This is a genomic window from Bacillus sp. WP8 (assembly GCF_000800825.1).
In the GTDB taxonomy this organism is placed as follows: domain Bacteria; phylum Bacillota; class Bacilli; order Bacillales; family Bacillaceae; genus Bacillus; species Bacillus safensis.
On sequence record NZ_CP010075.1, the window covers coordinates 2,910,229 to 2,922,903 of the forward strand.

Sequence of the window (12,675 nt, forward strand, 5' to 3'; positions counted from 1 at the left end):
TAAAATTTTAAAAAAGTGCACTAAGTGAAATTCCAGATAAAAATTACTCCTTAAAGTGTTATTATTTAGATAAAGATTATTGTATAGGGGTTGATCATATTACTATGAAGGCACTCACGGGTTACAACGAAAGAAGTTGGGCAATAGATGTAATTCAAGAAATAACAAACTGGGCTAATCAAAGATCAGTAGCAATAAAAAGAGCAGGTGGCGAAAATACAGTTAGCACGGGTACAGGTAGTCTATTTCCAGATGTTCTTTTATATGGGGACAAGACAAGTAACATTAATATACTTCAAGGTTGGGAATTAAAATTTCCAGATACTCCATTAACTGATGCCGAACTAATTAAAAACGCAAGAAAAAAAGCGGATATTTTTGGTGTAAACAGTTTTCTTGTTTGGAATGTAACATCTGCTGCTCTTTATTTTATAAACGACAAAGGCGAGCATAGTATATTACATACATGGAACGATTTAAATCATATAACTAAGCGAAATCAAGTAGAGCAGCAGAAAGAAAAATGGATTCAGATGTTACATAATATCTTAAGTGATATTTCCGATTATTTTAATAATGGAACAATTAGAAGTGCATCAATCATAGATTCCGTTACAGGAAATGGTATATCAAACTTTATTCTTGGTAACACCGAACAGGTTGCAGAAAGATTAAAACAAGAAGCTCAAGTTAATGGTGATTTCCTTGATGAAGTTAACCTATGGTGGTTAGGGATTAGAAATGAATATATGGATGAAGATGATCCTTGGATACCTCTTGCAAGAATATTATTGATTTCCTGGACTAATAAACTAATTTTCGGTCATTTATTAAAAAGCTTTAGAGAAGAAGCAAACGAAATAAATAATATTACTGGTGACATTACTGTTAAAGAAGCTATGCAAATGATATCTATCATATCTGAAAAATGTGATTTTTGGAATGTATTCAGACCAAACCTTGGTGAGGAACTAATTCCTGAATCTGCATGGCGGGGACTTGTCAAATTCAACGACCTTTTAACACAACTAAGATTAGAAGGAGTAGAACAATCCTTATTACAAGAATTATTAAGACATACGGTTTTTCGTTCCCAACGAAAGGCTGCAGGTCAGTTCTCAACTCCAAGAGAATTAGCAACATTACTTGTTTCCATAACATTAAAAGATAAAAAGTCAAAGGTGATTGACCCTTGTTGTGGAACAGGAACAATACCAAGAGCGGCATATGATATTAAGGTAGATGCAGGTATAAGTAATAAAGAAGCATTAGAGAGTACTTGGGCAAGTGATAAGTTTACGTTTCCTATCCAAATGGCAACATTAGCTTTAGCTTCCCCGGAAAATATGGGTGAAATTATTCGTATTTTTAGAGAGGATGCAACACAGCTTTCTCCAAATTTGGTAGTAAATTTATATGATCCATTTGACGGAAGTATTATATCGGCAACTATACCCAAGTTTAAAAATATCGTATCTAATTTACCATTTGTTCAACAAGAGGATTTAAAAACTTTAAATCCCACTATTATTAATGATATAAATAAAACTATTTCAAAGATAGCTAATGAAGATCTAATGCTTGACTCTAGAAGTGATCTATATGCTTATATACCTTTCTCCCTCTGGTCTCTTTTAGAAGAGGGTGGAAGATTTGGATTAATCCTTTCTAATTCTTGGCTTTCAACAAACTGGGGCGAGAATTTCAGAAATTTATTGAGCCGATTCTTCCACATAGAAAGTATTATCACTTCTGGTAAATCCCGCTGGTTTAAAGATGCTGATGTAGTAACAAACATTATTGTTTTAAATAAAAGAACAGAAGACAAAGTAATAAATAATATTACCGACCCTGATGAAAAAACATCATTTGTAACACTCAATAAAACTATTGAAGAGACTGTAAGAGACAATAGCGGTAATATTGACTATAACAAGACAGGGCAACTTTCCAGCATAATTAGAACACAAAGTGCAACAACCAGTGGCGATTTAATTCTTTCTTCTTACACAAGAAAAGAAATAGCGTCTGTTACTTATATGGGTATAGGATTAAATTCACTCTTTGCCGACATAAAATGGCTTTTAACAATTTCAAATAAACTTGTTAAGGTCAATACTTTATTTGAATCTATCCGAGGAACTAGAAGAGGATGGGACCCAATGTTTTTCCCTAAAGCGGGACACGGGATAGAATCGGATTATATTCTACCAGTATTGCTATCCTCTAGAGACATAAAAGGACTTGATGCAAAAGCAAGTTCAGATGCATTTTGTTGTGACGTATCTGAACAATACCTTAAACAACTTGGTCATACTGGTGCTTTAAATTGGATAAAAACATTTGAGAAGGGCGTTAATAAAAAAGGTATGCCATTGCCTAATGCATTAGCTAAGAAAGGTATGCATTGGTATACTATGCTACCTAATGAACTAGCCGAATTAGTTATAAGTATAAATCCTGGAGATAGATTATTCTTTGCAAAACTTGACCATAGGTCGTTTATCAATCAAAGATTAGCTGGTTTAACTAGAATAAATCCAAATACAGACATTAATCTTTCTCATGCTCTTCTGAATAGCGTTCTGGGTTTATTCTATATTGAAGCCTTAGGCTTTGGTAGAGGATTAGGGGCTCTTGATTTAAGGTCGACTGATTTGAGAGATCGACTTCATATGCTAAATCCGAATATCTTAAATCAACAGCAAGCAAAAGACATAATTGCTAAGTTTTCAGTCCTAAAGAAACGACCAATCATGCCAATTTTAGAAGAATTAAAACAAGCAGATCGAGCTGAATTTGATGAAGCTGTCCTTGATGCCTATGGTATATTACACTTAAAGGACAAAATCAAAAACTCATTAACAACACTCTATAAGATTCGTATGTCAGTAAAAAACTAATAAAATGCAAAAGAGAGCCATTCTAGGCTCTCTTTTTATATATTCATTGTTATATTTTTAGTTTTTCTCTCATCTCCAAAGAATGAAAAAATTATTTCTCTCTGTTTATGGTTAACTGAATATATATCAAATATCTTTTCATCTATTTTATCTATTATTGATTCAAGATCGTTTTGATTTGATAATGCTTCATCAACGAGCATTTCAATATGTTTTATATCATCTTTACTTGTAATATATATAGGAAGAACGCTCATCCATGTAGGGAGAAAATGATAATACCCCCCAGCAATCTGTATGCCTTTATAGATAATACCATAAATAAAGCTGTAAAGCTTAGAGTTTAATAATCCAGTTAAGTATTTTACCGACAGGTCTGAATTATCAATTTCCTCTTTTTCAAACGCTATAGGAAATACATCTTTAGTTACCCATTCTCCCTCTCCATCATAAGTAGCGGTAATCTCCTTAGCGTGTTGGCAAAAAATTATCTTTCTCTTATTAAAATTCTCTATTGGTGGAAGAGCATTTCCTATAGATTTTAGATATTCATTGTCATAATTTATATAATATTCATTCCAATCAATTTTGTAACGGCTAACTTCATTCTTTTTAGAGTAGCTTAAGCCACCAAGATACTTTCTAATATTACTTTTATCAGCAATATTATTAAAGGTTTGTCCTACAAATTGTTCTCTTAACCCTTTTTTATGGAATGATACTGTTGATCTAAATTCTAAATATTTATCAATCCTATCATAATTTGAAAATAGATTTACAAAGAATTCTTTGAAATCTCCACTCTTAGGCAAACAGAAATATGTGTTCATATCCCCAATTTGTTTGTAAAGCTCTTGTGGCACTTCTGTGGCATATAAATCATCAAATAAGTCTACATAATTTTTCACAGACATTTTTGTTCGTACTTTATGATTTGTATTTGGTTTTGTATTTTTATATGTGAAAACTATCGGGTATACGTCAGCTTTACTGAAAATATCCATTTCTGATAAGTCAATTAGCTCTACTAATGAATAGTTATTTAAGTAAATCTCACGTATTTTCTTAGCATATTTTGCAACTGTAAATTTATTAGGAAGGATTAAACTTACTATACCATTTTCTGATGATAAACGATTACATTGTGCAAGAAATGCTATATATAAATCGAATGCTCCAAATATTTCTTCCTTATAATTGGCCTTACATATTTCTTTTAGATCTTTAGGCATTTTCTTTGCTTCTAAATATGGAGGGTTCCCAATAATATAGTCAAACCCGTTCATAAATTCATCTAATTTTAGCTTTATCTTGATATCAATTGAAGCGTTAGAATGTGTAAATATGTCTGATCGATTTTCAATAGAATTAGTGCTATAGATATTAAAGTCTACATTTTTAATTTTTGAAAAACATTCTGATGAAAATTCGAATAATAGAAAATTAAATATATTTAATTTGGTGATTATACATGAAACAGGATTGATATCAAGACCATAGATATTATTCATTACAGTCTTAATAATCACCTCTTCAGAATATCCTCTTCTTTTTAATACTTCAATATACTTCTTTATAGCACTTAATAAAAACACTCCCGTGCCACACGCAATATCAATAAATCTTTTAGATATTATTTCATCTTCCTCATCCAAACCTAAGCTTTCAACAATGTAATTTACAACTTCAATAGGGCTGTAAAAGGATCCAGAGGATTTTCTTGTACCGTTATTATGAATAAATGATTCATATACTCTTCCTACAACATCATACTCTAAAGGATTTATGACTTCTTTTGAATTTATGGGAATTGTTTCTGTAAAAGTAGTATTGAACATACTTTCGAATCTATTTATAATTATTTTTCTAGTTTCTATGTCATACCCCAGTATATTAATGTTATTTAATAAAATAGATTTTCCTAGGCCAACAGCAATATCTATTTCTAACTCTCTCTGTAAATCATACTCATTCTTTTTACTCTCTATTGCATACTCCCAATGCTTATACATTAGTTCGACTAATTTCGACATTTTATTCCTCCTCTTTAATTTCATTTTATTACACTGAGTTAGTATATGCAACTCAGTATAATAAAGTTTTTATAAAAAACATGAAGTCATTCTGAAAAGGCAAACCCTATCTAGGGAGTGTAGAAACTAAACTCAATAAAAGAGCAGCTACTTTTTACATAACTGCTAACGATTGGAGGGGTATTAAACAATTAAAAATGACTTAAACTAAAACAACAAAATTACACTTTAAACCTTTCCGCCTAACTTCTTTTTTAGGGTTATAAACTCTTGTAGTAATCCTTTTTTGCATCCTGCCATTTGTTTAAAAATTCTAACCCCACAGCACCGTAATTTTCTTCTAGCGCTTGGTACAATTCAGAAAAATAATTGTGTTTTACCTTCCCAAAAGGTTCGTCAACTAAAGAAATAGCCCTTGCTGCAGCTCCTCCTGCTTTCTTTGCATATTCCGTGCATTATTACAGTAATAAATGATAGTTCCAATTGAATAATTGTTTAATTTGACTTTTTCTCTTTCAAATTTCGTAAAGGTTTCACCTCTACCATTATCTATAATCGAACAAATTTCCAACGCTTGTTCCTCGGTAATCATACCTTCTTGAAACAAATCACATAAAGCCAGAATGAACCTTATCCAATGCTCATATGTAAGCAAAATTCCTGTTTCAGTTACTTTCAAAATACATTCTTTAAATAGATGAAAGTCAAAATCCTGATGCCTTGAAGAATTAAATTTGTTATTAGATTTCATGAAAACATATAAACATCAACAATTTCTTGATTATCAGCTTTATTACTTGCTTATGTACTTTTTAAGCAAAACAGGTTTAAGGATATCTGAAGGTTTAGCTTTAAGATGGAAAGATATTAATGATAATAAAATAACCATAGGTAAATAAACAAGCCGTGATGATAATAACAATGTAAAATTGACAAAATTAAAAAACTCTTCTTATCGCTCTATCAAAACAGACCCTGATTTAGTCCGTGAATTAAAGAAGTTCAAATTGAAGCAAAATGAATTAATTTTAGGAAATGGAAGATTTCACAGAAATAAAGATGGTATCATTTTCCAAAAATTGTCACAGTCATTATTTAACACCTTCTACTATTCGTGATACCATGCATGGTTACTGCAAAAAGACTGGTGTTGATTATAAAGGCACTCACGGCTTTAGGCATACTCATGCCAATCTACTGCTTGAATCAGGTGCAAGCCTTAAATATGTATCAAATCGTTTGGGGTATAAAACCATCAAAACAACTGCCGACACTTATCTTAATATTACTGAAAAAATAGAAGAAGACGAACTTAAAAAGTTCGTCTTCTACGCTAAAAGGTCATCTTGATCGGCACGCTTCATCAACCTCTTATATCTATCATTTTCAACCCTCTGTATTAACCAATAGAACCTTCCATTTCAAACTTAATCAAACGGTTCATTTCAACGGCGTATTCCATTGGCAGTTCTTTTGTGAATGGCTCGATGAAGCCCATGACGATCATTTCTGTTGCTTCTTCTTCAGAAATTCCGCGGCTCATCAAGTAGAATAGCTGTTCTTCTGATACTTTCGATACCTTCGCTTCGTGCTCTAATGAAATGTTGTCGTTTAAGATTTCATTGTAAGGGATCGTATCAGATGTTGATTTGTTATCCATGATGAGTGTGTCACACTCGATGTTTGAGCGTGCACCTTCTGCTTTGCGTCCGAAGTGAACGATTCCGCGGTACGTTACTTTACCGCCTTGTTTCGAAATTGATTTTGATACGATCGTTGAAGATGTGTTTGGTGCAAGGTGAATCATTTTCGCACCTGCATCTTGGTGCTGACCTTTACCTGCAAGGGCAATACTTAATGTCATACCACGAGCGCCTTCACCTTTTAGGATGACTGCTGGGTATTTCATTGTCAGCTTAGAACCGATGTTTCCATCAATCCATTCCATTGTTGCATTCTCTTCACAAATCGTACGTTTTGTCACAAGGTTGAAGACGTTGTTTGCCCAGTTTTGAATCGTTGTATAACGGCAGTAGCCGCCTTTTTTGACGATGATTTCAACAACCGCACTGTGAAGTGAGTTTGTTGTGTAAACTGGAGCTGTACAGCCTTCTACGTAATGCACATGTGCGCCTTCGTCAACGATGATCAGTGTACGCTCGAACTGACCCATGTTTTCAGAGTTGATACGGAAGTATGCTTGAAGTGGAGTATCTACTTTTACGCCTTTTGGTACGTAGATAAATGAACCACCAGACCATACAGCCGAGTTAAGCGCAGCAAATTTGTTGTCAGTCGGAGGAATGACTTTTGCCCAGTGCTCACGGAAGATGTCTTCGTTCTCTTTTAATGCGCTGTCTGTATCTTTAAACACAATTCCTAGATCTTCAAGATCTTGTTTCATGTTGTGATACACAACTTCAGATTCATACTGAGCAGATACACCTGCTAAATATTTTTGCTCTGCTTCTGGGATACCAAGCTTATCAAAGGTTTGTTTGATTTCTTCTGGTACTTCATCCCAAGAACGCTCAGAGCGCTCTGATGGCTTTACGTAGTACGTAATTTCATCAAAGTTTAATGCATTTAAATCTCCGCCCCATTGTGGCATCGGCATGTTGTAAAAGTGCTCAAGAGATTTCAAACGGAAGTCGAGCATCCACTGAGGCTCTTCTTTCATACGAGAAATTTCTTCAACGATCTCTTTTGTCAGTCCGCGCTCTGAACGGAAAATGGAAACGTCTTTATCAGAAAAGCCGTATTTATATTCACCAACATCTGGCATTTTTTTAGCCATCCATTTTCACTCCAATCTTATGATTTGCCGTTATCTTCGGCAGATGCGCCTTTTTCAAGCGCCTTCCAGGATAATGTTGCACATTTGATGCGGGCTGGGAATTTTGCCACTCCCTGCAGCGCTTCAATGTCACCAAGATCAATGGAATCGTCGTATTCTTTTCCTTGCATCATATCGGAGAAAATCCGAGACATTTTCAAAGCTGTTTCAATATCTTTCCCTTTAATCGCCTGCGTCATCATTGAGGCAGATGCCATCGAAATCGAGCATCCTTCTCCTTCAAATTTCGCATCAGTGACTTTTTCGTCTTCGATTTTCATCGTGAGACGAATGCGGTCACCACACGTTGGGTTGTTCATATCGACGACAATGCTGTCGTTTAACACACCTTTGTTTCTCGGATTTTTATAATGATCCATAATCACTTGTCTGTACAGTGTGTCTAAGTTTACATTAAAAGACATTCGTAAAATACTCCTTTGTCTTACGGAGCGCTGCAATCAGTTTGTCAATCTCTTCTTCTGTATTATACAGATAGAAGCTTGCTCTTGCAGTCGCTGATACACCAAGCCATTTCATGAGCGGCTGTGCACAGTGGTGTCCAGCACGAATGGCGACACCTTCCGTATCCAGAACAGTTGACGCATCATGCGGATGGACGTCGTCTAAGTTAAACGTCACAAGCCCAGCTCGGTGCTGCGGTCCATAAACAGTCGCACCTTCAAGCTCCTTAAAGCGCTCAAGCGCGTAAGTGGCAAGCTGATGCTCGTAACGGCTGACTTCCTCCATACCGATGTCATTTAGGAAGTCAATTGCTTTTCCTAGTCCAACTGCTCCAGCAATAATCGGTGTTCCCGCTTCAAATTTCCACGGCAGCTCTTTCCATGTGGAATCATACAAATCCACAAAGTCGATCATTTCACCGCCAAACTCAGCAGGCTCCATATTATTCAACAGGTCCTTCTTCCCGTAAAGCACACCGATGCCAGTCGGTCCACACATTTTATGCCCAGAAAATGCGAAAAAGTCACAATCTAGATCCTGAACATCAATTTGCATGTGCGGAGTGCTTTGTGCACCGTCGACGACAATGATTGCCCCATGTTCGTGGGCAATTTTGGCGATCTCTTTAATCGGGTTGATGGTTCCTAATACGTTTGAGACATGTGTGACAGCGACGATTTTCGTTTGATGTGTGACCGTTTGCTTCACATCTTCAAGCGATAGCGTGCCGTCTTCCTGTAACGGAATGTATTTCAATGTGGCGCCAGTTGCTTTCGCTGCTTGCTGCCAAGGGATGATATTCGCATGATGCTCCATATGCGTAATGACAATCTCATCGCCTTCTTTGAGGTTGGCTCTAGCATAGCTGATCGCCACTGTGTTTAGTGCAGTCGTTGTACCTCTAGTAAAAATAATCTCCTGGACAGATGAAGCACGGATGAATGCACGAACTTTCTCTCTCGCACCCTCGTATGCGTCCGTTGCTCTTGTGCCAAGGGTATGAACACCCCTGTGGACGTTCGAGTTGTAAGACCGGTAATACTCATTCATTGCATCAATGACCACTCTTGGTTTTTGAGAAGTCGCTGCACTGTCCAAATACACCAAATCATGTCCGTTCACTTGCTGATGAAGGATTGGAAATTGCTCACGAACGTCTTTGATATTCATTATTTTACTTTCCTTTCAATTACAGAAATCAGCTGCTTTTTAACTCCTTCAATCGGCAGTTCTTTCACAACTGGATTTAAGAAGCCGTAAATCACAAGTCTTTCTGCATCTTCTTTGGAAATTCCACGGCTCATGAGGTAGTACAATTGAATTGGATCGACACGTCCAACAGAAGCAGCGTGCCCTGCTGTCACATCATCTTCATCAATTAATAGAATTGGGTTTGCGTCACCGCGTGCTTTCTCACTCAGCATGAGGACACGTGATTCCTGCTCTGCATTTGACTTTGTTGCGCCATGCTCGATTTTGCCAATTCCGTTAAAGATAGAGGATGCTTGATCCTTCATCACACCATGCTTCAAAATATACCCTTCAGAGTTTTTACCAAAGTGGATGATGCTTGTTGTGAAGTTTTCTGTTTGGTTTCCTCGGCCGACAACAACTGATTTCGTATCACCGAATGTACCGTCGCCCATCAGTTTTGTGATGTTTTCAGACACAACGTCTCCATCATTCATCAGGCCAAGCGCCCATTCGATTTTACTGTCACGGCCATTTGCCATACCACGTCTGTTCACATATACTGTGACACCTTCTGCAAGGTTATCTACAGCGCCGTATGTGACGCGGGCGTTTGCGCCTGTGAATACTTCAGAAACGATATTGAAGATTGCTTCTTCTGGTTTTGCTGTACTGATGTAGTTTTCTACATATGTCACAGCACTATGATCGTCTGCTACGACGATGACATGGTTGAACAATGTCGTTTCGTCATTTTCATGAAGATAAACAGCTTGAATTGGTGCTTCAAGCTCAACGTTTTTCGGAACATAGAGGAAAGCTCCGCCATTGACTAAAGCAGCGTGTAAAGCTGTTAGTTTATGCTCATCCACTTTCACTGCATCTGTCATGAAGTATTGTTTCACTAAATCTCCATGCTCACGAATCGCTGTATGAAGATCAGTGAAGATCACACCTTTGTCTTTCGCTTCAGCTGAAAGAGACAAATAGGCCGGCGTTTGATCACGCTGAATGTAAACTGTCTTATCTGTGTCCTCTAAATCAATAAGAGATTTCACTTCTTCTGGAAGCTCTTCTAATGATCCAAATGGTGCACTTTCGACTGTATGCTGTTTGAAATTCGTTAAATTCCATTTTGAAATATTCGTTTTGTCAGGCTTTGGCATTGGGAGGTCTTCTGCTTTTTCAAGAGCCTGTAAGCGAAGGGAGCTCATCCATGCCGGTTCCTGATGCTTCTCGGAGAAGCTTTTGACATAATCTTGATCTACTGATAATTTCGTTTCTAATGTCATCAATAATCCTCCTAACGCTTACGCTTCTTGACCAACAGTTTCGTCTTCAATTCCTAACTCTTTTTTAATCCAATCATAGCCTTCTGCTTCTAGACGCTGCGCGAGTTCTGGTCCGCCAGATTTCACGATACGACCTTGCATCATAACATGAACGTGATCTGGTGTGATGTAGTTCAGTAGACGCTGATAGTGAGTGATCATTAAGCAGCCGAAGCTTTCGCCGCGCATTTTGTTAATTCCTTTAGAAACAACTTTCAGGGCATCGATATCAAGACCAGAATCGATTTCGTCAAGGATGGCGATCTTTGGTTCAATCATCATTAATTGAAGAATTTCGTTGCGTTTTTTCTCCCCGCCTGAGAAACCTTCGTTTAAGTAGCGCTGTGCCATATCTGGGTCCATTTCAAGGAACTCCATGTTTTCGTCCATTTTGCGGATGAATTTCATAAGAGAGATTTCATCGCCTTCTTCTCTGCGTGCGTTAATAGCAGAACGAAGGAAGTCAGCATTTGTGACACCGCTGATTTCAGATGGGTATTGCATCGCAAGGAAAAGACCAGCTTGAGCGCGCTCATCTACTTCCATTTCAAGGACATCTTCGCCATCAAGCAAGATGCTGCCTTTTGTTACTTCATATTTAGGGTGACCCATAATTGCAGCAGATAAAGTAGATTTACCTGTTCCGTTTGGTCCCATTACTGCGTGGAATTCTCCACCTTTTATCTCGAGGTTTACACCCTTTAAGATTTCTTTCCCTTCAATCTCAACGTGCAAGTCCTTAATTGTTAATGTCGAAGCAGTCATATATCGATACCTCCAAAATAATCATTATTCTCAATTTATTCTCATTCTAATTTTATAACAAATTAAAACTGAATACAACACATTCACGATAAGCGTGAGAGGATGCTCTCAAAATTCTAACAAAAAAAGCAGGTAGATAAAAGGATTTATGTCGAAAAGACTGTTTTCATAAAGAAAGGGCGGGAAACTGTTCTCCCCGCCCCTCAGCTATTATTAGCCTCTTATATTCATTTTTGCGAGCTGTCTTTTCTCATCTCGATAGGACTGCTCTCGTTTATATTCCACTTTCATCCTTAAGTCATGGTCTCTTTCGTACTCTGCATAGCTCATGCCATGAGCTTGATGCATGGCCTTTTCCATCTCGGCGGTATAATCCAATCCCAGTGTACTATGGTCCGAACAAATAATAAACCATTCCCTTCCTTGAGTGTAGCTTTATTGTAGCAAACGTATGCGGCTTCACTCAAAAGGGATATGACGCTCTATGACGGCATATTTTCTCACACATTCGGATGAGAAGTACTCAACTCCTTGATATGGAAAAATACCTTGTTTTCCTTCTTTTAATGCGTCTGTCCTCCAAATTCATCAATACATTGCTGAACGACAGTGATTCCTTGGCTTAGTGCTGCCCCGCCGCCAAAAGCTGCCGCCACGCTCACAACCTCTAGCAGATTCTCTTCTGTCGCCCCTTGATCGAGCGCTCCCTTTGTATGATAAATCATGCAGTATTCATCCTGCGCGTGAATACTGATGCCAAGGGCAATCATTTGTTTTTCCTTTTGCGTTAATGAATCGCTTTGAAAGCACTGCTCCGTAAATTCATTGAATTTCTTTCCAAACACCGGCATTTTCTTCTGGAATTCACCCATTGCGGTTTTATAATCAGTCAGTGATTGCTGCATGGATCCGCTCATATGCTGTTCATTCATCTTGATTCCATCCCTTCAGGTCATTTGTACGTTTTTATTATGAGCGAGATTTGAAAAAATACACAAAAAACCTCGCTTTGAAAGAAGCGAGGTTGCAGATTGTTGACAAAGGGCTAAAATGATCTTTATTTTAGCCCTTTGTCTTCCTTTCAGCGTGATAGAAAACCTTTGCATTCTAGGAAGGGCGAGTACCGGAGCAGAGCGAATTTGACATTCGTG

Annotated in this window: 11 protein-coding genes; 3 read left to right on the plus strand and 8 right to left on the minus strand. The window is 37.2% G+C overall.

Annotation, left to right across the window (positions count from 1 at the left end):
* Positions 1-104 precede the first annotated feature (104 nt).
* Entirely contained in the window at positions 105-2,903 is a 2,799-nt protein-coding gene (locus QR42_RS14795) for an N-6 DNA methylase (protein WP_039181269.1), read from the plus strand.
* A gap of 35 nt (positions 2,904-2,938) precedes the next feature.
* Here QR42_RS14795 and QR42_RS14800 read toward each other — a convergent pair whose 3' ends face one another.
* A complete protein-coding gene (locus QR42_RS14800; protein WP_039181272.1) occupies positions 2,939-4,936 on the minus strand; it encodes an N-6 DNA methylase family protein in 1,998 nt (665 codons plus the stop codon).
* A 749-nt stretch (positions 4,937-5,685) separates the two neighbouring features.
* On the opposite strand from QR42_RS14800, the gene QR42_RS19665 reads away from it, so the two are divergent.
* Together QR42_RS19665 and QR42_RS18735 are read left to right on the plus strand one after the other, a co-directional pair.
* Positions 5,686-5,835, plus strand: a complete 150-nt coding sequence (locus tag QR42_RS19665) for a site-specific integrase (RefSeq protein ID WP_235354824.1) — start codon at positions 5,686-5,688, stop codon at positions 5,833-5,835.
* Between the two features lie 136 nt (positions 5,836-5,971).
* Positions 5,972-6,286 (plus strand): tyrosine-type recombinase/integrase, encoded by a 315-nt coding sequence (locus QR42_RS18735; protein ID WP_235354775.1) that lies wholly within the window; start codon positions 5,972-5,974, stop codon positions 6,284-6,286.
* A gap of 49 nt (positions 6,287-6,335) precedes the next feature.
* On the opposite strand, the gene sufB is transcribed toward QR42_RS18735, so the two are convergent.
* The 7 genes from sufB to QR42_RS14840 all read right to left on the minus strand — a co-directional run bounded on the left by sufB (position 6,336) and on the right by QR42_RS14840 (position 12,456).
* Complete coding sequence (gene sufB, locus QR42_RS14815; protein ID WP_017368012.1) at positions 6,336-7,733, minus strand: Fe-S cluster assembly protein SufB; 1,398 nt, start codon at positions 7,731-7,733, stop codon at positions 6,336-6,338.
* A gap of 17 nt (positions 7,734-7,750) precedes the next feature.
* Positions 7,751-8,197, minus strand: a complete 447-nt coding sequence (sufU, locus tag QR42_RS14820) for a Fe-S cluster assembly sulfur transfer protein SufU (protein WP_039181277.1) — start codon at positions 8,195-8,197, stop codon at positions 7,751-7,753.
* A complete protein-coding gene (locus QR42_RS14825) occupies positions 8,187-9,407 on the minus strand; it encodes a cysteine desulfurase (RefSeq protein WP_039181280.1) in 1,221 nt (406 codons plus the stop codon). Before QR42_RS14825 ends, sufU begins: the two co-directional genes overlap by 11 nt.
* Positions 9,407-10,720 (minus strand): Fe-S cluster assembly protein SufD, encoded by a 1,314-nt coding sequence (gene sufD, locus QR42_RS14830; protein ID WP_024423399.1) that lies wholly within the window; start codon positions 10,718-10,720, stop codon positions 9,407-9,409. Before sufD ends, QR42_RS14825 begins: the two co-directional genes overlap by 1 nt.
* 18 nt (positions 10,721-10,738) lie before the next feature.
* Positions 10,739-11,524: a Fe-S cluster assembly ATPase SufC gene (sufC, locus tag QR42_RS14835; protein WP_007500355.1), complete on the minus strand. Its 786-nt coding sequence runs from the start codon at positions 11,522-11,524 to the stop codon at positions 10,739-10,741.
* A gap of 213 nt (positions 11,525-11,737) precedes the next feature.
* Entirely contained in the window at positions 11,738-11,872 is a 135-nt protein-coding gene (locus QR42_RS19735; RefSeq protein ID WP_254965641.1) for a YuzK family famiily protein, read from the minus strand.
* A 215-nt stretch (positions 11,873-12,087) separates the two neighbouring features.
* Positions 12,088-12,456 carry a carboxymuconolactone decarboxylase family protein gene (locus QR42_RS14840; protein ID WP_003212803.1) on the minus strand — a complete coding sequence of 123 codons (369 nt, stop codon included), beginning with the start codon at positions 12,454-12,456 and terminating at the stop codon, positions 12,088-12,090.
* Positions 12,457-12,675: the final 219 nt, after the last annotated feature.

Excerpts from the sequence above, each read along its gene's own strand:
- QR42_RS14795 (WP_039181269.1), top strand. The coding sequence starts at position 105 with ATGAAGGCACTCACGGGTTACAACGAAAGAAGTTGGGCAATAGATGTA.
- QR42_RS14800 (WP_039181272.1), bottom strand. The coding sequence starts at position 4,936 with ATGTCGAAATTAGTCGAACTAATGTATAAGCATTGGGAGTATGCAATA.
- QR42_RS19665 (WP_235354824.1), top strand. The coding sequence starts at position 5,686 with ATGAAAACATATAAACATCAACAATTTCTTGATTATCAGCTTTATTAC.
- QR42_RS18735 (WP_235354775.1), top strand. The coding sequence starts at position 5,972 with ATGGAAGATTTCACAGAAATAAAGATGGTATCATTTTCCAAAAATTGT.
- sufB (WP_017368012.1), bottom strand. The coding sequence starts at position 7,733 with ATGGCTAAAAAAATGCCAGATGTTGGTGAATATAAATACGGCTTTTCT.
- sufU (WP_039181277.1), bottom strand. The coding sequence starts at position 8,197 with ATGTCTTTTAATGTAAACTTAGACACACTGTACAGACAAGTGATTATG.
- QR42_RS14825 (WP_039181280.1), bottom strand. The coding sequence starts at position 9,407 with ATGAATATCAAAGACGTTCGTGAGCAATTTCCAATCCTTCATCAGCAA.
- sufD (WP_024423399.1), bottom strand. The coding sequence starts at position 10,720 with ATGACATTAGAAACGAAATTATCAGTAGATCAAGATTATGTCAAAAGC.
- sufC (WP_007500355.1), bottom strand. The coding sequence starts at position 11,524 with ATGACTGCTTCGACATTAACAATTAAGGACTTGCACGTTGAGATTGAA.
- QR42_RS19735 (WP_254965641.1), bottom strand. The coding sequence starts at position 11,872 with ATGCATCAAGCTCATGGCATGAGCTATGCAGAGTACGAAAGAGACCAT.
- QR42_RS14840 (WP_003212803.1), bottom strand. The coding sequence starts at position 12,456 with ATGAATGAACAGCATATGAGCGGATCCATGCAGCAATCACTGACTGAT.